General features: G+C 34.0%; 18 protein-coding genes. 17 read left to right on the top strand and 1 reads right to left on the bottom strand.

The features are described from left to right. From zwf to AC3WRL_RS12640, 17 genes are all read left to right on the top strand, one after another. Window positions 1–1,482 (top strand): glucose-6-phosphate dehydrogenase, encoded by a 1,482-nt coding sequence (gene zwf / locus AC3WRL_RS12720; RefSeq protein WP_261512546.1) that lies wholly within the window; start codon window positions 1–3, stop codon window positions 1,480–1,482. Between the two features lie 24 nt (window positions 1,483–1,506). After that, entirely contained in the window at window positions 1,507–2,217 is a 711-nt protein-coding gene (gene pgl, locus AC3WRL_RS12715; protein WP_214831426.1) for a 6-phosphogluconolactonase, read from the top strand. A gap of 312 nt (window positions 2,218–2,529) precedes the next feature. Beyond that, a complete protein-coding gene (pncA, locus tag AC3WRL_RS12710; RefSeq protein ID WP_214831425.1) occupies window positions 2,530–3,120 on the top strand; it encodes a bifunctional nicotinamidase/pyrazinamidase in 591 nt (196 codons plus the stop codon). 446 nt (window positions 3,121–3,566) lie between these two features. Continuing rightward, window positions 3,567–5,504, top strand: a complete 1,938-nt coding sequence (locus tag AC3WRL_RS12705; protein ID WP_214831424.1) for a type VI secretion system Vgr family protein — start codon at window positions 3,567–3,569, stop codon at window positions 5,502–5,504. A 12-nt stretch (window positions 5,505–5,516) separates the two neighbouring features. Further along, on the top strand, window positions 5,517–7,958 hold the full coding sequence (locus AC3WRL_RS12700) for a Het-C domain-containing protein (protein WP_261512542.1): 2,442 nt from the start codon (window positions 5,517–5,519) through the stop codon (window positions 7,956–7,958). Next, a complete protein-coding gene (locus tag AC3WRL_RS12695) occupies window positions 7,955–8,881 on the top strand; it encodes a hypothetical protein (RefSeq protein WP_214831422.1) in 927 nt (308 codons plus the stop codon). The genes AC3WRL_RS12700 and AC3WRL_RS12695 overlap by 4 nt, the downstream gene beginning before the upstream one ends. Before the next feature lie 70 nt (window positions 8,882–8,951). Beyond that, entirely contained in the window at window positions 8,952–9,710 is a 759-nt protein-coding gene (locus AC3WRL_RS12690) for a DUF7738 domain-containing protein (RefSeq protein ID WP_261512540.1), read from the top strand. Between the two features lie 55 nt (window positions 9,711–9,765). Further along, the gene (locus AC3WRL_RS12685; protein ID WP_214831420.1) at window positions 9,766–10,749 is read left to right on the top strand and encodes a hypothetical protein; all 984 of its coding nucleotides are present in this window, start codon (window positions 9,766–9,768) and stop codon (window positions 10,747–10,749) included. 24 nt (window positions 10,750–10,773) lie between these two features. After that, window positions 10,774–11,238, top strand: coding sequence for a DUF4280 domain-containing protein (locus AC3WRL_RS12680; protein WP_214831419.1), 465 nt, complete (start codon window positions 10,774–10,776; stop codon window positions 11,236–11,238). After that, window positions 11,235–14,096, top strand: a complete 2,862-nt coding sequence (locus AC3WRL_RS12675; protein WP_214831418.1) for a hypothetical protein — start codon at window positions 11,235–11,237, stop codon at window positions 14,094–14,096. The genes AC3WRL_RS12680 and AC3WRL_RS12675 overlap by 4 nt, the downstream gene beginning before the upstream one ends. Window positions 14,097–14,103: 7 nt before the next feature. Then, on the top strand, window positions 14,104–15,084 hold the full coding sequence (locus AC3WRL_RS12670) for a hypothetical protein (RefSeq protein ID WP_492330429.1): 981 nt from the start codon (window positions 14,104–14,106) through the stop codon (window positions 15,082–15,084). 24 nt (window positions 15,085–15,108) lie between these two features. Continuing rightward, window positions 15,109–15,717, top strand: a complete 609-nt coding sequence (locus AC3WRL_RS12665; RefSeq protein ID WP_492330428.1) for a hypothetical protein — start codon at window positions 15,109–15,111, stop codon at window positions 15,715–15,717. A gap of 182 nt (window positions 15,718–15,899) precedes the next feature. Next, the gene (locus AC3WRL_RS12660; protein ID WP_492330427.1) at window positions 15,900–17,207 is read left to right on the top strand and encodes a M20 metallopeptidase family protein; all 1,308 of its coding nucleotides are present in this window, start codon (window positions 15,900–15,902) and stop codon (window positions 17,205–17,207) included. A gap of 73 nt (window positions 17,208–17,280) precedes the next feature. Beyond that, complete coding sequence (locus AC3WRL_RS12655; protein WP_492330426.1) at window positions 17,281–18,162, top strand: helix-turn-helix domain-containing protein; 882 nt, start codon at window positions 17,281–17,283, stop codon at window positions 18,160–18,162. Between the two features lie 60 nt (window positions 18,163–18,222). Next, window positions 18,223–18,759: a DinB family protein gene (locus AC3WRL_RS12650; protein WP_492330425.1), complete on the top strand. Its 537-nt coding sequence runs from the start codon at window positions 18,223–18,225 to the stop codon at window positions 18,757–18,759. A 51-nt stretch (window positions 18,760–18,810) separates the two neighbouring features. Next, the gene (locus AC3WRL_RS12645; protein ID WP_492330424.1) at window positions 18,811–19,932 is read left to right on the top strand and encodes a lactonase family protein; all 1,122 of its coding nucleotides are present in this window, start codon (window positions 18,811–18,813) and stop codon (window positions 19,930–19,932) included. Between the two features lie 134 nt (window positions 19,933–20,066). Further along, window positions 20,067–20,558 carry a hypothetical protein gene (locus AC3WRL_RS12640; RefSeq protein ID WP_492330423.1) on the top strand — a complete coding sequence of 164 codons (492 nt, stop codon included), beginning with the start codon at window positions 20,067–20,069 and terminating at the stop codon, window positions 20,556–20,558. Between the two features lie 74 nt (window positions 20,559–20,632). Here the strand turns inward: AC3WRL_RS12640 and AC3WRL_RS12635 are convergent, their stop codons facing one another. Further along, a complete protein-coding gene (locus AC3WRL_RS12635; protein ID WP_492330422.1) occupies window positions 20,633–21,523 on the bottom strand; it encodes a choice-of-anchor J domain-containing protein in 891 nt (296 codons plus the stop codon). Between the last annotated feature and the right edge of the window lie 36 nt (window positions 21,524–21,559).

Raw genomic sequence — 21,559 nt, 5'->3', positions numbered from 1 at the left:
ATGAACGAAAATAAAATCCTAAAACCAACGACGATAATCATTTTTGGTGCTACTGGAGATTTGGCAAAAAGAAAACTTTTCCCGGCATTTTATAATTTATATATAGATGGCAGGATGCCCAAAGGCTTTAATATCCTGGCACTGGGAAGGGCGGATAATACCAACGAATATTTTAAAAATTACATTAAAGAAAATCTTGAAAATTTTTCACGGAAAAAAATAACTTCAGAAGATTGGGCAGGTTTCCAAGCTCATATTACCTATTTTCAACATCAGTTGGATGAGGAGAGTTCCTATAAGAACCTGTATCAGAAATTAGAGGATTTTGATATGGTCTATGGAACAAGAGGGAACAGGTTGTTTTATTTATCGATCGGACCTGATTTTGTTTCCACTATTTCCAATCACATTAAAAATGCCTCATTAGCTTCTGATTCTAAAAAAGATCGTATCATTATTGAGAAACCTTTTGGTCATGATAAACAATCGGCGATAGAACTCAATAGTCTTTTGGCACAAACATTTGAAGAAGAACAAATTTACCGTATTGATCATTACTTGGGAAAAGAGACGGTACAAAATATATTGGCTTTTAGATTTGGAAATTCTATTTTTGAACCATTATGGGATCATAAATATATAGAATCGGTACAGATTACAGTTGCCGAAGAAGTGGGCGTTGAAACTAGGGGAGCTTTCTACGAGCAGACCGGAGCATTACGGGATATGGTTCAAAATCATTTATTACAGATTCTGTGTATGGTTGCTATGGAGCCTCCTGCTTCAGTAGAATCGGGCGAGATCCGAGATCGCAAAGTGGATGTCCTTAGGTCGATTCGCAGGATTTCATCTGATCAGGTTGATCATTATGCAGTAAGAGGTCAATATGGAAAAGGGGTTATAAACGGAGTTGAGGCTAAAGGTTATCATCAGGAAGATGGGATTGCCGGGGATTCTAATACAGAGACTTTTGTAGCTGTAAAATTCTATCTGGATAATGAAAGATGGCAGGATGTTCCTTTCTACGTTCGTACCGGAAAAAAAATGAAAGAGAAGCATTCTTATATTACCATTCAGTTTAAGCCACTCCCACATTCCACATTTTCAGAGAGTTCTCAACACTTATCAGCTAACAGACTTATTATCAATATTCAGCCACTGATGGATATTAGACTGCAGTTTATGGCAAAAAAACCGGGACTTTCATTGGTTTTAAAGCCGGTTGAAATGATTTTTGATAATTTGGCCTGTCAGGAAGATACTCCTGAAGCCTATGAAACATTATTGCTGGATGCACTTATAGGTGATCTTACTTTATTTATGCGTTCTGATCAGGTAGAAGAAGCCTGGGATGTTGTAAAAACCATACAGGAAGCCTGGGAAAATAATAAAGAGTCATCTTTTCCAAACTATGAAGCAGGAAGTTGGGGACCAAAAGAAAGTATTGCATTGGTTGAAAGACAAGGTCACAGCTGGGTGTAACAATATAAATTAAATAGACTAAAAATGAATATTACCATATTTGAAGATCTGGAAAAATTATATAGAAAGGCAGCTGATACATTTGTTGATCTTTCAAAAAAATCTATTCAGAAAAACAATCGTTTTGTTGTAGCATTAAGTGGAGGTTCTTCTCCTAAAGCAATTTTTAATTTGTTGACAACGCAAGAATATGCAGAAAAAATTGAATGGAATAAGGTGTACTTCTTTTGGGTAGATGAGCGATGGGTTCCTCTGGATGATGATAAAAGCAATGCACGGATGACTTTCGAAACCCTTCTTGATAAAGTTCCGGTGAATAGAGATCAGATTTTTCCAATGTATCAGGACGGAATACTTCCTGAGGATTATGCTAAAGTATATGAGCAACAGATCAGAAGTGTTCTTGGAGATAAAGGTATTTTTGATTTTATCCTTCTAGGAATGGGAGATGACGGGCATACTGCCTCTTTATTTCCAGGTGAAAGTGTTTTGGATGAAAATGAAAAATGGGTCTCTGCGTATTATCTGAAACCTCAGGAAATGTTCAGGATCACTTTAACTGCACCATTGATCAATAAAGCTGAAAATATACTGGTCGTTGCATTTGGTGAGTCAAAAAAACAGGCATTGAATGAGGTGTTAAATGGAGAATACAATCCTAAATTGTATCCACTACAGCTTATTGAGAAAAAGGAAGGATTTCTGTTTTTTACAGATGAAAAAGCAAAAGGCTGAAAAATATTAGTTTAAAGAAATATGATTAGTTGTTGGATTTAAAAACCAATAATCATTTTCAAGAAAAAACAGCACTATTAGATTTCTAATAGTGCTGTTTTTTAGCCTGAAATTAATGTGATAAAAATTATAGTAGGGAGAAAATAGTATTGAAAGTAATTTTATTATATGTGTAAGTTGATATTAAATGCGTAAATGGTATTTAATTCAATAAATTGTGATAAAATATAATGCTTTATAAGAAAAAAAATCACACTATGTGGAAAAATGGTTAAATTTGCTTTCAACCATTAAACTAATAACATTTTATTTATGAATGCTTTAATTATTATCGACGTACAGTATGATTTTTTACCGGGAGGCGCACTAGCTGTTAACCATGGTGATGAAATTGTACAAACAATTAACGAGTTACAGTCAAAATATGATCTCGTAGTAGCCACGCAAGATTGGCACCCAATAGGGCATAAAAGTTTTTTTACCTCCCATCCGGATAAAAAACCTTTTGAAGAAATATCATTAAACGGATTAAATCAGGTGCTTTGGCCAGAGCACTGTATCCAAGGAACAAAAGGAGCTGAATTGGTTCCAGAACTTTCAACGAATGCTATTGAAGCTATTTTTAGAAAGGGGATGGATAAAGAAATTGATAGCTACAGTGGCTTTTTTGATAATGGTAGGAAAAAATCTACAGGCATGGCCGATTATCTTAAAGGTAGAGGAGTTACAGAGGTGGCAGTTTGTGGTGTGGCAGCTGATTTTTGTGTGTATTATACAGCTAATGATGCCTTAGATTTAGGCTTTAAATCAAGCATTATAGAGAACGCCTCTAAGCCGATAGATTTAGAAAGATATGAGCGTGTTAAGAAAGATTTTCAATCGAAAGGAGGAACTGTGATTTAATTGTTTGATGTTTTATTTACATATATTTTCTCCTTAGACTAAAATAAATTAAAAATTTTTGCAGCGGTTTAGAATCTATTTTTGATAATTCTTCATACTCTGCTAAAAATAAAGCCTTCAAATATTAATTTGAAGGTTTTTTGCTTTATAGATATCCACCAATTTAATAAGCAGATTGTTTTCTTTTTATCTTAATGCAACTTAATCGCTTTATTTGGGTTTTTCTCTTTACTTTTGCAATTCCCAAAAAGTAAAATACTAATTAAAACAGGCAAATATTCTATGCGTAAATCTGATCTGAAAATGTTTTAATACTTCTAAAATAGCACAAATAAATCCAAATGATTTCATTAAAAAAAATCGTACTTCTACTACAATTTTTTAAATTTATATACTAAAAGAGGATGAAAAGGTAAAATATTTCTATATTTCATGAAATAACACCAATGAAAAGAAGTATTTCCAACTCAGAAAGAATTTCAGAGAATAACATCGCAGGTATAAACCGTGTGATCAAGTTGGATATCGTTATAGATGGCCATATAATCAAGCATTTTAAACATTTCAGACTAGAACAGAGTGCCAAAAAACACCATGATTTTGAGTTAATTTTAGCGCATGATTCTTTAGGTAAAGCACAAAATCATAACCTTTTGGATAGTCAAAAGTTCTTAGGACAGCGTTTGACCGTAACATTTAGGTATAAGGATGCCGAAAATGAGAGCCCAGAAAGAAGTTTTGTGGGGCTTATTACAAAAGTAGCCTTCAGCCAGGATAAGATGAGTCTGGGCAATGTTATTTTAAGAGGAAAAAGCCCTACTATCCTAATGGATTCTGCCCCTCATACACAAAGTTTCGGAGGGGATCAATCTGTAAACACAGGGATTATTGCCGAAAACGTTATCAAAGAAACATTAGGTTCAGCTTCAGGGAAATTTGATTTTAATGTAGACAGCCGGAATAAGAGTTATATCAATTACAGTGCTCAATACAATGAAACCCACTATAATTACCTGGCAAGGATTGCAGAGGCTTATGGAGAGCAGTTTTATTATGATGGGTATGTTCTGCGCTTTGGAAATCTTCCTCCTTCAGAGAAACCGGTAAAGCTTGTTTATGGAAGCAATGTAACTGATGTGCAAGTTGAGATGAATGCGGTACATACCAAACCCCAATTTTTTGGATATGACAGTATCGGCAACACAAAAATGTTAAGTACATCTACAAACATTCAGCACCTTGGCGAGTTAGCTTCAAATGCTTACCAGTTGAATGATAATATTTTTACAAGTCAGTCATTAACTCCGGCTCCTATTAATGCTAATATTTCATTAGATGTAGATCAATCTCAAAAAAGCGCTGCAGGAAGTGCAGCTGTTCAGGTTTTTACGGTTTCTGGAAATACCACAGTCCCATTTTTATATCCGGGATGTACTGCAGATATTGAAATGAGAAAGCCGGACACAAACCAAACCTCGCATTTTACGAAATTAATGATCACAGAAGCCATTCACGAAGTAGATGCAAGAGGATATTATACAGGATCGTTTGAAGCGATAGCCGATGGAACCGGTTTTATGCCAAAACCTCAGTTTGAAACACCCAATGCAGTGCCTCAAATTGCAACAGTCATTTCTAATACCGATCCTCTCAATCAAGGCCGCATCAAGGTACGTTTCGATTGGCAGCAAAATAATACGACCCATTTTATCCGGATGATGAGCCCCGATGCAGGAGGTACTGATCAGATTACTCAGAATAGAGGATTTGTAGCAGTTCCAGAAGTTGGAGATCAGGTTATGATAGGCTTCGAATATAATCATCCCGATTTTCCTTTCGCAATGGGTGGAATGTTTCATGGTCAGGTAGCTCTGGGTGGAGGAATTGAAAATCATATTAAATCCATTCAGACAAGAAGTGGTAATAAAGTAATCTTTAATGATACTGAAGGAAGTATCTTTATTGAAGATCCTAGTGGCAATTCCTATTTTATGGATGGCAAAGGGAATATTACAGTAAGTGCTCCCAAAAATATGACCTTTATAGCAGGAGAAAATCTCATGATTAATGTAGGGCAAAATATGAGCACTACTGTAGGTGCCGATCAAAGTAATATAGTGGGGATGAATAAAACCGAATCTGTTACAATGAATGACACACAAAGTGTTGGTGCGATGAAAATTACTTCTGTTGTTGGTGATGCAAGTATGATGATTACAGGAAAACTTACGGAAATTATAGATGGAGATGTACACAGTGAGACAAAGAAAGAGAGAAATGAAGTAAGTGAAGGTAAGATCATAACACAAAGTACGGGTACTAACGAACAGCATTCTGATAAAACGGTAAAGAATAACAGCTCAGAGAAGGGTAATAATTTTTAAATCATTACAGCCATGAGCAGAACAAGAATTGTTAAAGGGAATATCACCAAAGTTATCGGTGGGGACTATAAAAGGTACTCTAAAGATGACATTGAAAATATTGGAAGTAAAGTTATCCAGATAGGAAAAGAGAATGGAGTAGTTTACGGAGAGCCGGAAAAATTTGTTCCACCTCCGATAGATGTGCAGGAAAGTGAATATAAACTTGAAAGTACCTATGCTCACGAGCAGCTGATGAGTCTTGCAAAAGAGCTTGGAGAGATTACCTTCATGTTATTTATGACCCAGATTTTCGGTTATGAGATCGATGCTGAGGCATTAAGCAGGCTTTACAGAGATCTGAGCGATAACAAGATCAAAGCTCCTGAAATTATTGTTTCTAAAGGTTTGGTAGGAAGGAGAGGTGGTCCCGCCGGATACAGTAATAAAAGGAAAAAAATAATTGTTAATGAAAAGTTTGTAGAAGAAGCTTCGAAAGACAATGATAAAAGAGCTGAATTAATGGCAGCGCTGGTTGAAGAATATGGTCACCATATAGATAATCTTCTGCGTACAGAACTAACTTCCAACGGAATTCCTGATACAGATGTGATAGACGAAGGGGCAAAGTTTGCTTATTATTTGTTTAGGTTTGACATCTTTAATGAATCTCAGCTGAATTTTGCCAAGGCAGAACTTCCTACTTTTAAGGGTGATCTTATCATAGACTTTTCTACCTTACATTCCAAAGTCACGGCGTATGTGGAAGAAGACAGGCAATATGATGAAGATCCTACTGACGATATTTCCAATTACGGTGCCGGAAGAAACAGGAAACACAATAAAAATGCCGCTTTTGCTCATGGAGATATAGAATTTGAAGCTTTAGTTTCAAAGGAGCTGTATACAGAAGAACAGGTTCGTAAAATTTATTTTGGAAACTGGTTAAGGGATTTTTCCCAGGTAATTGTAAAAATTACAGTAAGAGGAACTAATGCTGCTATTAAAGCCCAGAAAAATAAGGTGATCAAAGAAGTAAGCCCAATGCAGCTTTCACATGAAGGCTGGGTGCAGTTGATCAAAATTCTGGCTATTAGAGAATTTGTTTTTGATCCATTGAAAGATGCGGGAAAAAATCCTGCTGACGATTATAAAACACTGGAAGAAAAATTTAATAAAGAATATGGAGGCCTTACAAAAGATATTCTTGGAATTTACCGTCCGGAAGAGCATATTGATAATCCTTTTGGACTGGCAGATGAATCTGATGCTAAAGATGATAAAGGAAAGGTTATTTCTTTTATGTATGATGGAACGGGTACAGAAAAAAAACTTTATGCCGGAGATAATGGTCAGTCCTGGAAAATAGATGCAACCAGAAATATGTCATCTTTCTTTTGGAAAGACTTTCCTGAACGTCCGTCTTCTGTTACCTATGTAAAAGAACAACTTAAACTTGCGGTTTCTAAAAGAGGAACACCGGAAGGCTTCAGACATTTGGGAGGGGCACTTCACGTTTTGGAAGATTATTTCTCACATACCAATTTTGTTGAAATCTCTTTGAGAAGACTGGGAGTTGATGCTTATCCATGGGTGTCTTATTATAAAGGAAAAGAGTATACTGGAATTCCAGTAGTCAGCGGTCGTTTTTTGACTGATGATACAATGGCCAGTGTCGGTCCGAAAATGGGAGACCTTTTGTTTGATCCTAAAATCAAAGAATACAAAAGACGGGTACCGGGACAAAGATCTCTGGCTGAGAAATTTATTATTAGTGTCCTGGAAGATCTTTCTAAAGGACAGAAATCTGATAAAGCGGAGAAAAGTTCCAGCTATCTTGGTGTAGAATTCGCTACATGGCTATCTTGGTTCAATCAATTTCTTAAATTTCAGGATTTTCTTGCAAAGGAATATCAGAATGCAGACAAGAAAGAGTGGATGTCGAGGGATTTCTTTGAAAAATTAGGAGCTCGTAGTGCCGAAAACCTTCAGAAAGGAATGGGGTATACCGGACAGATCATGGCCTTTTTCCCGAAACTTGTTTTCAATTTGGTGCTGGGTTCTTTTGATGAGGTTATTCCAGAAGCACAGTCCCATCTGAATACCAATTATGGTGTTAATCCTTCTCACTCCCAGATTGCAAAAGACAGCTATTCTCATCCGCTGAATAAGATCAGTGCAGAACTGGCAAAGATGGCAATAAAAGAAGTGACCACAAGGTTTAAAAATGGAATGGACGGTTCTGCCTTAGCTGATTATACCACCAAAACATATTTTGTACATCCATCATCTCCCAATGCAAGATGGTGTGATAAATATCTGAATGATTGGGTAGCAAGAAACCCTGCTATAACAAAAGATCTAAAATATGGTACTATTTATGATCATGCAGAGCACGAACTACAAGAAATGAACACGGAGGCGGTAAAGAAGATAAAAGAAATCATGGGATATTTTGAAAAAATGACCAAATGAGAAAAGCGTCTTTTATAAGATCTATTGGAGGATTGCTTCTTCTTATATTTCTTTTTAGTTGTAATTATTCTATACCGGAAAAAGATAAGCATCCTGATCAGGATTCTTTTCCTAAGCTTTCAGATTCTAAGTTTAAAATGGATTCTATTAATGACAGTATTATAAATTTAAAACATGATTCAGAATATTATTATGCAACCAGTGATAAATCTCTTTTTGTTTACAATGGAGATTTTAAAAAGATATGGCAAGTAAAAAATGATTTTTATAATATTGAGGTAGACGAGAATAAAAATATTTATGTGTACAATAATGATGGGGTTTATAAATATTCATTTCCTTGGTCCAAAATAAAAAAGATTGAAATCATAAATGGATATAAAATTGGAGATTCTATTCGTACAAGCTTAGAAAATTCACAAGTGGATTTTAAGAACAACGATAGTATTAAACAAAAAAGAGTTGATAGTATAAAATTAAAGATTCTGGGGAGAAAAATAAGTTCAAATTATATATCTTGTTATAGTTTTGAAGATTCGGGTTATATTTTGTATACCTATAAAGATAAAGAGTATTGTCTGTATGATTATGAATTAAAAAAACAATATGAGGGTAAAAAAAAGATGTTTAGTTTATTTTCAGGAAAAAAGATGATCCAGACTGAAACTAATTTAAAGTTATATGAAACATCTGTATTAGGAAATAGCAGTTCTGGAAACCACTTTTTCTTCTCATTCTACCCTTATGGATATGCCTATTACCGCCTGAAAATTGGTAAGAATAGTATGGATTTTAAATATTATAACAACAATCTGGATCAGATAAATTTAATGCAGTGGAAAAATCCATTTAATGATAAAGTAATAGTACGTCGATATTATGACAATAGTCGTTCAACAATATACCTTGTAAGTAATAAATAAAATGAGAAATAAAATAAAGATCATCTTTTCAGTACTGTTATTTGCAATATTAAATTTTCAATGTCAAAATATGAAAAAAGAAACTATAGATGTGTCCCAAGCCACTATTAAAATAGAATCCTGTGGATTAACCTACAAAGGGAAAAAGTTAGAGTTGGGAACACCGATTGAAGATTGGATAAAAGTATTGGGAAAACCAAGCCGGGATACAGATCTTGCCTATGTCTGGGATGATTTGGGTATTGCGATAGATGATTGGCAGAACAATAATAAAGAAGTTGCCGGAGTGTATATTTTCTTTCTCAATCTGGATAGCCCGGAAGGTAAGTCTCAGCAGTTAAATCACGCAAGAGATTTTGAATCTGGAGAAAATATAGCAGCTCGAAATATGGAGGGTGGAAAATCATTAATAAGTGATGATCAGGTAAAAAAGTTTAATGCTGAAAATGAATTAAAGAAGAAAAATTACATCTATCCCTTTAAAGTATATAAAGAAGCTGTTAATCTTAATGGTTTTCCGGTAAAAGCGGGTATGAAAGTTGAGGAGATTAATTCTTATCGTTCAGATCTTCCTTATTCAGGTAAATTCGGATATGTAGATGATGATATTGATGGTGTAAATGATTCAGGAACTACGACTGAGACTTTTGGTGGTGATTACCGTGCTCCGGGAGCGGAATGTAAAGACGGAAGGTTACAGTATTATGAATTAACTTATACTGCGACCAAGAAATTGGAATATCTTAAAATAGGATTTGAGTCGAAATCAGATCATGACAGCCGAAAGGTAACAGAGGCTTCATTTGAAGAAAGAAAGAAAAAGAAATAGCTGATACGCAGCACCAGCAACAAAATAATTGTTAGTCAAAGGGTATTAAAGAATTATGAAAGATTCTGTCGTAAAAGAATATATCAAAGTAAAAACAGAGGGAATCCTTAATTTGGAAATTCTCTCTAATGAATATGATATGACAGCTGAAGAACTTGTGGGCTTTCATAATAGACACTGTGGTCTTTTAGAATTACTGACTGTTTCATTACCTAAATATGTTGAATACATCTATATTCCTTCAGAAAAATATAAGGTAAGGGACGTTAGGTTGCTGAAAAGTTCGACAATAGAACTTCCAGAGAAACCGAGTGATAAAGTGTATGGGGTAATTATAAAGTTTAAGCCTAAAAATTTACAGATTCATTATACAATCAGAGTAAAAAGAACAGAAGCGTATATTGAATTGATAAAGGAAAAGACATATATAAATAACCAGGAAATCGACAAAATTATTGAGCAGCTGTTTGAGAAAGCTGAACAGGTTTTGTACCCTTTACAAGTTTCTACCAACAAGAATGGAGAACTTAAAAGTATACTGAATAATGAAGACATTGCTAAACGTTGGCAAACAGAATGTTTTCCAAAACTGAAAGAATATTACCAGTCAGAAGTTACAGACGAAATAATAGAACAGCTAAACCAGGCATATGCTGACATCGATTCAAAAAAAGATTTATTTAGCAGGAATACATTTTATAAACTGTTCTTTATGCCTGTTTATCAAAGTTATCCGTATTTTTTAAAGAAGGATTCTTTGGATATCTACTTTTCAGGTCTTTCACGTAATGTCGGATATGAAGTTGAATATATTTTAAGTCATGAATATACGGGAGGGAATAGAATAGCATTAAAGATCACCGGAACCGAAGAAGAAGATATGTTCAATAAAAACAGAAAAAAAGGGAAAGTTGAGCTTTTGTATAAATTTAATCAGGAAACCAACGAAATATTTTCAATCAATGGATATCTATCAACTTTTGAAAAAGAGGTAGAATATATAATTGATTTTCAGTTTTATGACCAGAATAGATCATAGTAAATAAATGCCAAAAAATACAAGATGAGTGAAAAACATTTAGTCTGCCAAGGTGCTACCTGCAAGTGTAATTTTGGTACTACGCCGGATAAACTTAAGGTGAAGACACAGAGTAAACGCTATATCAATGATAAGGATGGCGGTGATAAACTGATAGCCACACATATGGATATTGGCAAAACGTTTGAGAAAAACACTTTTGGAAGTTGTGCAAAATTAAATAATAATCCTTGTCAGGTTATAGTTACCCAATGGAGTGGTTTCTACGAAAAGATAACACTTCAGGATAATAGTGGAAAAGTTTTACTGGAAGACAGTAAGGCAACATGCCCTATTGGTGGCCCTGATTGTATAATGATCATTAATCATGGACAAACAGCTGAAGCCACCAAGAAGAATGCGAAGAATGCAGATAAGGAAGTTTTAACTGAGATGTTACCCTTTTTTGTTGATAATCAAAGTTATGTCCAGTTAAATGTATTGTCATGAATAGTCCTAAAATAAAAATATATCCTGAAAGTAAAGATCAGTATAACGAAACGAATAAGTATGTCCTTCTGGAACCAAAGGAAGGAAAAGCATATTTAAGAGCAGAAGTTGAAAACTGGGATAAACTGGCAGTTGACGAACAAAATAATTTAGTATGGATCTGGAGTGTATGTAAACATAAACCTGATTTCCAGGAAGGTTCTTATAATACCACTGTAGGTATTGGTAAGGTTAAAGGCCACTCCATGAATTTTATTAGTCTGTATTGGGGTGGGATCGCATGGTTGGAACCTTACATTCTCGGAAAGGGTAAACCAGGGAACAGCACAAAAAATGGAGTATTTGTAAAAGTAAAAACTAAACCAAAAGTTTTTGGTTATGAATGGAGAGAATATGACATTAATAACGATGGTAAAAAAATAACCAGAGATGTAAAATATGGAGAAACTATTCAGTTACATATTTATACAGATGGATTATATGGGGAAGACATAGAAATACAATTATTTGACAATAATTATAAGGCAGAGGATTTACCTATGCACGAAAAAGTGGATGGAAAATGGAAGAAAGATGGTGAAAAAGTAGAATTGGATAAAATTAATAAGGAAAAATTACCCAATTCATTTCCTAAAATTACGAGAGAAGTAGGAGTATATCTCTCTAAGAATAAACCATCTTTTAACACCACTAAAAGTGAATTAAAAGACGGTGTAAATTACCAGAAATGTATAACAAATATTTACGTTGATCCTGTTTGGAGTTTTTATGCAAATGATGAAAATAATAAATTTGATCAAAATTCAATTCAATTAAAAGCCTCTGTCTTTTTTTCAGGAAAGGAATTGGAATGCGATAAGAATAGTATTAATATAGTAAAATTACATACTGGGGTTTCTTTGCTTGAACCTACAGGAAATCAAGTGATATTGGTTGGAGATGTTGAAACGAACTATGCTAATTTTCTACCTTGTGGTTATTCAGAAATTCATGGGAAGTATAAAAAGGATGAAGAGGAAGTAGATATACAGGTTTTTCCACTGAAAGACAATCCAAATCCTACACAGTTAATATTTCCTGTTGTTGCTGGAGTAGATAAAATGAGAAAAGAACTGACCATTGAATTAAAAGACGTCAACTCAAAAGATTGTCTGTATGAAGGTAAGCTAAGGCATACAGGAAAAGTAATAGATATCTCAAAAATAGAAGAGCTTCTGAAGATCGATAGTACCACAAAAAAAAGGAAATGGAGATTAGCGGAAAGCAAAGAACTATTTAGTGGAGGTGAAGCACAGACAAAAAAAGCAGAAAATAAAAGTACCCTGACCCAGGCGATTACTTTGGTTGCGGGCGGTAAAAAAGTGAAAGGACAATCAGGCTTTAAAATATTAGAAGATTCTTATCCGTTTGAATATCAGCCTCCGACTGATGAATTGCTTAAGTTAAAGATAGGCTATGATTACAGTTGGGGCAATACAATGAGTCCTTTGATTGGTCTGGTAAACACCATTTGGCCCAATAGTAGCTGGGCTGCTCAAAAATACCCCGTAAATCTCAATACGTGTGCATTTCGCACCCCATTAAATATTATTGTCTATCCAGATACAAAATGGACTCTTCAGATAGCTTATAATTATGATGGTGAAAAATTCAATGATTTAAGGGAAGAATATCATGAAACATGGAAACTTAAAGAGCTGGAAGCCGATGAACGTATCAAGCAGCTAAATGCCCAGCAGGAAGGAAATATTCCAAAAGATAAAAAGAAAAAAAACAAACGAAAAATTCAACAGGCTTCGCAGGAAAGAAACAGGGCGCGTAAAAGTAATTCTGTAAGAAGTCAGGCTACGAATCTTATTAAAAAAGCACATGGTACACTTGATGCAGAATTCAATCTGATTTGTGAATTTGACAGGCCGTATGCAGCACTCGATTTTAGTTCTGAATTTGGTAAAGCTAAAGAGTTTCTTCAAAAGATTGTAAATTTAAAGGAACTTATTGAAAAAATTGTTAAAGGAAATAATAGCGAAACTACCAGAAATTCCCCTTCTGGTAATGCCACAATCAGTAACCGTAAAGCAAAACTAGAGGAGCTTATTAAAAAAAGGGGAGGTGAAAGTAAAAGCAATTGGAGTTTCGAACTTACGCCTCCGAAAGTGGGACTTTCTGTAAGCTGGTGTGCTGAAGCACCTTCAGATTTGAAAACTCCAGTAATGGGTACTTTAATAGAAGGGGCAATTAATTTAGATCCTTTATTTGGAATTGAAGCAAAATATGATCTCTATCAGCTGCTATACAAAATTAAACATCCTGTAGTTCTTGCAGTTGTTGCTATACTTGATGTCCTTGATGAAGCATTAGGTGATAATTTTGATATTAATTTAGATCTAATTATCAGCAGTGAAATTTTTGGGTCTTTAAAGGGAAGTATTAACACTGCTTCCGGCAGTGATTTTACGACCAGACTTATGAAAGATGATGATGGAAGTCCTTGTAAATTTGGTGGAAAGGTTTCAGTTGCTATTAAAGGATATTTACAGGCTAATGGAAGTATGAAAGTTTTTGTTTTTTGGAAATCAAAAGCATACATTGAAGCCAGTGTTGAAGTAAAGACAGGAGTAGCTTTGGAGTTTGTTACAAAAGCTGACACCCACAGTATTTATGTAGAGCCTGAAGTAAAATTTGAAGGATTGTTACTGGAAGCTAATATCAGTCTTGGATTTGTTGCTGATGATGGAGGAGCAGGTGATATAAAAGCATTAAAAGAAAAAGACGGAATACATTATACCGCAGATGGAAAAATAGTAGTACTAGACGCTTATACATGGAAAACAGGTTGGAAATTACCTATAATATAATGAGATAATGACAAAATTTATATTAACATTATTATTGACAGCAAGTCTTATTAGCTGTGCACAAGAATCAAAAAATAAAACAATGACGGCAGAACAGAGAATAGAATATATTTCTAAAAAAGTTCAGAAATTTGACAATGAACCGCTTTATCAATTAGATATCCAATCTATATTTAACTTCAAGGTAATGGTAAATGGAGTTCCTGTTTATTCAAACTTTGATAAAATTCCTGGAATGGCAAGAGTAAATATTAATTCCTCTATTCTGAAAAGCGGGAAACAAAGCATTGAGGTTGAGCTTTATCCGGGATATGATAATAATGGAACTCAAAAGAATTTTCTTGAGAATGGTGAGAACTTTATCCTGAAAGTAGAAAAAACGGCATGGAATAAGGATGGATCAATAAAAACTCCGGAAGAGGTATTAGAGTTTAAGAATAGTGATCAGAACATTGATTATTCAAAGTTAACAGAATATAAAACCAGCGTGAATTTCGAAGCTTCTGTACCTTATACTATAAAAGGATGGGAGGATGGACAAGACCTGTCAAAATTAAATCAAAAAGACTTAGAATTAAAAGTTGTAAGCTTCTATAAAAATATGGTTTCAGCCTTTAAAGAAAAGGATTATGACTATTTGAATACAATTTTTTTAAATGCAGACTCAGAATGGTATCAGGCAGAGTATTTTCCTAAAGATATGATAACAAAATTTCAGTCAACAAAAGGTAGAAAGGGAAAATCTGTATCTACAACACGTGCTAATTCAGATAAATATTCGCAAAATGTTTATCCTATAGAAAATTATGTGATGAAATTTTATGCCAATAATAAAATAGTTAGATTAGAACCAAAAGAAGGGTTAAATCGTGGTGAGTCTCTATTAGGCTATGATGATATTGACAAAAATGGGATGAATAGAAAAACTTTTATAGACATGTTACTGTATATTCCAAAGGGGACGGACAGCCTGCAAATCATTAGATAAGGAATGTTTAGCAAAAACAAGAAATTGCAACAAGAACTTGAAAAAGTTCAACAACAATACCGGGAGAATAAAAAGAAAACCAGCCCATTGACCCGATCTGCATTTGTGCAAATAGGAATCAACCTGATATGGGCTGGCTTTAATTTGTATATGTTTTTAGAAAACAAAAATGTAGAAAAATCCTCTTTCTTTAATTTTTGGGTGTTGTTTTTTCTATTACTGATGAATATTCCATTGTTTATTTATAAGGAAGGTGAAAAAGAGGATAAAAATAGATTTGTAGCTATTTATTTTTTTTGTGCATTGTTGGCATTAACATTGTTCCCTTTTTTCATATCCTTTAATCTGTCTATGCTACTTACAGTGGCTTCCTGGTTGCCTAATTATATTTATTCATATTCATTAAAAGATAAAAAATCCATAGATAACTTAAAAGGAAACACGGTAAGCTTTATTCTTTTTTGGTTAGCATTGCTAGTTATTGCTGTAATAATTAATATTTCAGGATATTCTATAGATTCTGGACTTTCGGCGGAAAAATATAATTATGGATATTTTATTAATGTTTTATATAATATATTTTTTATAATATCAATCTACTACTCAAATCGATACAGAAATATAGACGTTTGATGAATGTATAAACCTTTTTTACATAACTTAGTGATATAAAGTGGTATAAATTGCTTGAATGTAACAGATCAAGCGCCATAATTGTTTTCATGAAGAGGCTTACATTTTTACAATTTAGCAAATATCATTTGAGGTATATTTGTTTGATCATTTTAAGTGTTTAAAATTGCCGTCCATAGACTATGAAAAAACTTGCTTTAAGTTTAATGTGCCTTGTTACTACCATTGCATCTGCTCAAAAACTGAAAAATAAAACTGCTAATCCAAAACAGACAAAAGAGCACTTAGTTCACGAGTCTATTGAGCTTGAAACAGATCGCATCTTTAAAAAACTGGTAGCCATCAGGAGAGACTTTCATGAAAATCCGGAATTGGCAGGTCACGAAGTTCGTTCTCAAAAGATCATAAAACAATATTTACTTGATCTGGGGCTTGAAGTGGAAACAGATGTATATGGTCATGGTGTTGTGGGAATTTTAAAAGGAGGTAAAAAAGGAAAAAAAATTGCGTGGAGATCTGATATGGATGCATTGCCAAACGATTTTCCTGATGCAGTGGCTTTTAAATCTAAAATAAAAGGTATTCAGCACGGTTGCGGCCATGATGTACATATGGCAATTGCATTGGGAATAGCTGATGTCCTTTCAAAAAATAAAGAATCTATAAAGGGAACAGTGTATTTTATATTTCAACCGGAAGAAGAAACCTTTGTGGGTGCCAAGTCGATGGTTGATAGTGGATTGCTGTCCAAAATAAATCCTGATGAGATCTACGGATTGCATGTGTCAGCTCTACCGGTAGGACAAATAATGGTTAAACCCAATGAGATGTTTGCCTATCAGAAAAGAATACGAATCCAGTTAAAAAATGAACTATCAAAAGACGATGCAAAAGGATTAATGGAAAAGATCAGTAGTTCCTTATTTCGTGCAACTACTGGGAGTAAGCCATGGGAAATACAAAATATGGTTGATCCAAAAATTGGATTGATGAACCCCAATACTATTTTTAAGAACTATCTGTTTGTTGATGAACATTTTTCTACCCGTTCTAAGAACAATCAATTCTTCCTGGAAGCTTATTTATATGAAACAGATCAATCTCATCTGACGGAGATCATTCCTCGTGTTAAGAAAATAATAGAAGACAACGGTTATAAAGACCAACTGCTTTCTTTGTCATTTATACAGGAAAATCCCACAGTGATCAATGACGAAAAATTAACAGGAGTTGCTATAAAAACGCTTGATAATATATATGGAAAAAATGCAGTCACTCCCGATTACGGACAGGTTCCATTTTTTAATGATGACTTTGCTTATTTCCAACAGAAAACACCCGGCGTTTATTTCTTACTTGGTGGTTCCAATTTTGAAAAAGGAATTATTGCGATGAATCACGCACCTAATTTTCAGGTGGACGAAGAAAGTATCAGAACAGGAGTTAAATGTTTTTCATCATTAATTATGGAGCGTCTCAATAAAAACTAAAACTCCTTAAGAATGAATTCTGTTTACTACATTTGTATATAACTGAATCCTCATCTAAGACATCAGATGGACTATGGAAACGATCAAACAACAGGTGAACAGAGAACCAGACAGAGATATTCTTAGCACATACAGCTACATTTCTAAGGAACAGGCTCAAAGAAATAAAATACTCCTTCAGGAGAATTTTATTAATTTTTTAGAAAAAGGTGAAAAAGTGTTGCATTATGCAAATAAAGCAACTACAATTACGAACGCTCAATTTGCCATTCTTTCTTCAAATAATTGTTTAATGACAGAAAAGCTTTCTGTTGATAATGAATACCGCAGCACTTTATTTTTTTTTAATGATCTGGCACTCTCGCATTTTTTTATTAAATATGATCATATTATTAAAAGTATTTCTGCCTATGCAGAAAAAGTTGAAGAGCCCTTTCTCGTATTTGAAAAGGATGAATTCATTAACCATTATATTTTATCACTTAAATTAATTCAGCAAAAATCATCTTTTGTCTCAACACAAATGCTGCAACTGAAGTTTGAAGAATTAATGCTATATCTCCTTGAAAAATACCCCAGTGCTATCTTGTCATTTCAAACAAGAAAAATGGAAGAATATTCAGATATTGAAATAAAGAAAGCAGTTGAAAAAAATCTCATCAATAATCTTACATTAGATGAATTAGCCTTTTTGTGCCATACAAGCATTTCTACTTTCAAAAGAAAATTTCTAAGACTTTACAATGTGGCACCCAGTAAATATTTCCTGCAAAAGAAAATGGAAATAGCAACATCACTATTACTACAAAACAAAAACCCGAGCGAAGTATTTTACGAAGTTGGATATGAAAATCATTCAAGTTTTTCTCAATCATTTAAACGGATTTATGGAATAAGTCCAAAACAATTTCAGCAACAAAATGTGAACGTTTATAAACAGCTTTTGAACGATTAACTACAGCTTTATAGCTTTCCCTGAACTTACTTTTGCATTGAACTTAAAATAAAAAGTAAAATGACAAAAAAGTTTTTTTTAGAATTAGTTAATTACAACAATTGGGCAGACCAAATTACGATTGAATGGCTTGGTCAAATTAATGATGAGCAATGGGAGCGCCCTGTTGTTAGTAGTTTCACGAGTATTAAACAGACTGTTGTACATATGGTCAGTGCCAAAAAGATTTGGATTGACTTCTGGACAAATACTCCTGATCCAATTTATTTATCAACTGAGTTTAAAGGGACGAAAAGTGAGTTGATAGAAATTTGGAAAAAGGCATCCGTTGACATAAAAAGCTTTATAGAAAGCTATCCTGAAGATCACTATCAACAGCCAATCACGATTAGATATCCAAGAGGTGGAGAAGAACAAATGCTGTTTTGGCAAACACTTCCTCATTATGTTAATCACGCTACGTATCATAGGGGACAATTGGTGACATTGTTGCGCCAAGCGAATTTTACCAGATTTTCCAATACAGATTTGGCAACTTACTTTATACATCAAAATAATAAAGATGTATCTGATGCAATGAATGGGTACAATGATTAAATTTGTGGAGTATTACTCTATTACCAGAACTTCCAATAAACTTTAAAGAAATTGAAAAAATTAATAGCCTTAACCGTTGCCGTTTTTGCATCAATACATCTGTACTCACAAAATAACTATGTCTTTTTCGGATCTTTTAACCGGGATAAAACTACAGAAGGTATTTACGTATACCAACTGGATACCATTAGTGGAAAACTATCTAAAATAACATCTTTTAAAGGTGTTTTAAATCCGTCCTATTTAACTTTATCTCCCAATGGGAAATACATTTTTGCATGTACCGAAAGTAAAACGCAAAATGCAGGAAGTGTAAGCAGTTTTGAATTTAATTCCGAAAAGAAAACGCTCCGTTTTATCAACAGTCAAAAGAGTGGTGGTGAGAATCCGGTGTATGTAACTGTTCACAAGAATGGAAAATGGCTGGTCAATGGAAATTATACAGAAGGAAGTATTTCTGTATATCCGATTTTAGAAAATGGAACCATACAGCCGGGTGTTCAGAATTTTCAGTTTTCAGAAGGGAGTATCAATCCTTATAGACAAGACCGCTCCCATGTTCATTCAACTGTTTTTTCACCAGACTTTAATTACCTTTTTGCCCCTGATCTGGGTGCGGACAAAATTAGATCCTATCGATTTGAAGGTGATAGAACCGAACCATTACAAACTGCTGAACAGCCTTTTATAACGACCAATGCGGGAACTGGACCAAGACATTTTACTTTTCATCCCGATGGTAAATTTGCCTATTGCATTGAAGAATTGGGTGGAGCAGTCGATGCTTATTCATATGATAATGGGAAACTAGAGAATATCCAAAGGATCAATACCCATTCAGATGAGGTTAAAGAAAATTTTGAAAGCTCTGACATTCACATTTCTCCAGACGGTAAGTTTTTATATGCTTCTAATCGGGGTGATGAAAATAATATTGCCATTTTTTCAATTCTTAATGATGGAACATTAAAAAATGTTGGTTATCAATCTACTTATGGAAAACAGGCACGGGTGTTTGGTATGGATGAAACAGGGAAGTTTTTAATTGTAGCCAATGCAGGAAGCGGAAATGTTTTTGTATTCCGGCGTGATGAGAAAACAGGTTTACTAAAAAAAATAGGGAAGAAGCTGAAAATAAATGGTGTTTCCTGTGTGAAAATTAGGAAATATTAATACAGAAATGGAAAAGGAAGGTTCTGATTGAAAATCCTTTTCACTGAGTAAGAATCAAAATAAGACTGAACGTGGAAAAAGAGACTGTAGACTATATCAAAAACTATTTTAGCAATTTGATGACTAATGATGAAATGTTAGCATTGCAGTATCATATGTATATTCAGAGTACTCCTGAAGAATTTGAACTAGAAGTAGCTAAGCGGATTATGGCTGAAACTCCAGAAAAGGTATTTTTCAACAACTGTCCGAAGTGTTATAAACTTGCCCGTACACCAAAGGCAAAGCAATGCAGGTATTGTGGACATAGTTGGCGAGATCGAGTTGTTGCTCAGTTTAAACTTGATTATGTTTTCCAAATTACAGGACGACAGTTTTTCCTGTTTGGACGAATTATGAAGGGTGAAATTAAAGAAGGTCAATTGATGGATCTGACTGTTTTAGGATTAAATAAAAAACCAACAATTAAAAGTATTGAATTTGCCCATAGAAGAGAGGACGGAAAGGAGTGGGAAGACATTGGGCTGGGAACAGATGAATTAACAGAAGAAGACAAGCAATATTTAAAAGATAGAAGTTCTTTTGAAAACCCATTTGATGTCATTGTCGACAATAGGAAAATGTAGAAAGTGGATTTGTATCCAATAAAAAACACTCCATTTGGAGTGTTTTTCAATTATGAATTCAAGTCTGTCAGTACTTATTTTTTGATAAACTTCTCAGTAGTTTTACCTTCCTTAGTTTCAATATTGATGATATAACTTCCCGAATTTAAAGCTCTCACATCAACTTTGTCATTATTTAAAGTAGCATTTACTTTTCTTCCGCTGATATCGAAAACTTCTATATTATTAATCTTTTCTTTAGATTTAACAGTAAGAATGTCGGATACCGGATTTGGATATACAGAGATATTAGAAGAAGCTTTAGACGTTTCAGAAGTACCTAAGGTTCCTGTTGTTGTAACTTTAAAGTCATCAACAAACAAGGCAAACTGATCATCTGAAACACACTGTATAGCAATATATACACTTTGTCCGGCGTAAGCATCTAAATTAAAAGTATGCTGGTTATATTCTACGACAGCTGGAGTCACAATCACACTAGGATTAAGCTTAGTAAAACTAGTGGTAGTGGTATTTGTAGTAGATACCCATACATTAAATTTTTCTTCACCGTATAATTCATTGATTGATTTTACCCAGAAGCTAACATTATTTCCAGTAGATCCTAAAGTAATCTTAGGACTGATCAGCCAGTCATTATTGACAAGTGGAGCTGGAGTACTCACATTAAAACAGGCCATTGCCTTATTACCAGTTCTGGCACCTGTCTGGTCAGATATCGTAGCCGGAACTATTCCTGCTTTATTAAAGACAATAAAGGCTTTTGGAATCGACTGATTAGGAAAACTAGAACCGTTTAAAATATACGAGTTTTTACCATCAAGGTCTGTTAAAGTCCAACTGCCAACAGTTCCTGTCGTGTAAGCAAAGTCTACATAGCTTTCAAAGCTGTCTTCAAAAATGGTCGTTTGTGCATTCAAAGAATATATCCCTAAATAAGCACCAATAATAAAAATTTTTCTCATTGTATTTATGTGTTAATTAATCAAATGTATAGATAT

It is taken from the genome of Chryseobacterium sp. FW101-FHT12H09, from assembly GCF_058790395.1.
Note: the sequence above shows the minus strand (reverse complement) of the source record. Positions and strands in the feature narration are given on the sequence as shown.